Genomic DNA, 488 nt, shown 5'->3' with positions numbered 1-488 from the left:
GACGGTACACTGAGCGCATGAGCGCGCTGGCGCCGGGGCAGCGAACCCCGGGCCGGCCGCTTGGTGCAGGCCAGTAGCGCTTGAAGTTCCGCCTTGCGGGGTCGATCGGCTCCGACGTCCGGCAAGGCATCCGTTTCTCGCTGATCTCCCGGGAGTTGTCGATGATTTCCAAATCCCCAGCCCTGGTGCGAACCATGGTCATGGCTGCCATGCTCGTGCTGGGTCCGGCTGTTGCCCAGGTGGGGCATGCCCAGGCGGCTGCCTCGAACTACAACCTGCCCGATTTCACCGACCTGGTGGAGAAGGCCAGCCCGGCCGTCGTCAACATCCGGACCACCGAGCGCATCCGCTCGCGTGGTGGCAATTCGCCCGAAGACGACGAGATGGCCGAGTTCTTCCGTCGCTTCTTCGGCGTGCCGATGCCGGGCGCACCGGGTGGGCCGACCCCGCCGCGCCGTGGCCAGCCGCCGCAGGGCGAGGAACAGAGC

Annotated in this window: 1 pseudogene; it reads left to right on the top strand. The window is 68.2% G+C overall.

Annotation, left to right across the window (positions count from 1 at the left end):
- Positions 1-80 precede the first annotated feature (80 nt).
- Positions 81-488 (top strand): annotated as a pseudogene (locus tag AB4Z35_RS30350) (hypothetical protein); the annotation flags it as partial.

Origin of the sequence: Pseudomonas sp. KB_15 (assembly GCF_052114525.1) — a bacterium.
Classification (GTDB): domain Bacteria; phylum Pseudomonadota; class Gammaproteobacteria; order Pseudomonadales; family Pseudomonadaceae; genus Aquipseudomonas.
The sequence above is the reverse complement of the archived record's forward strand: the minus strand, read 5'-3'. Positions and strand labels throughout refer to the sequence as shown.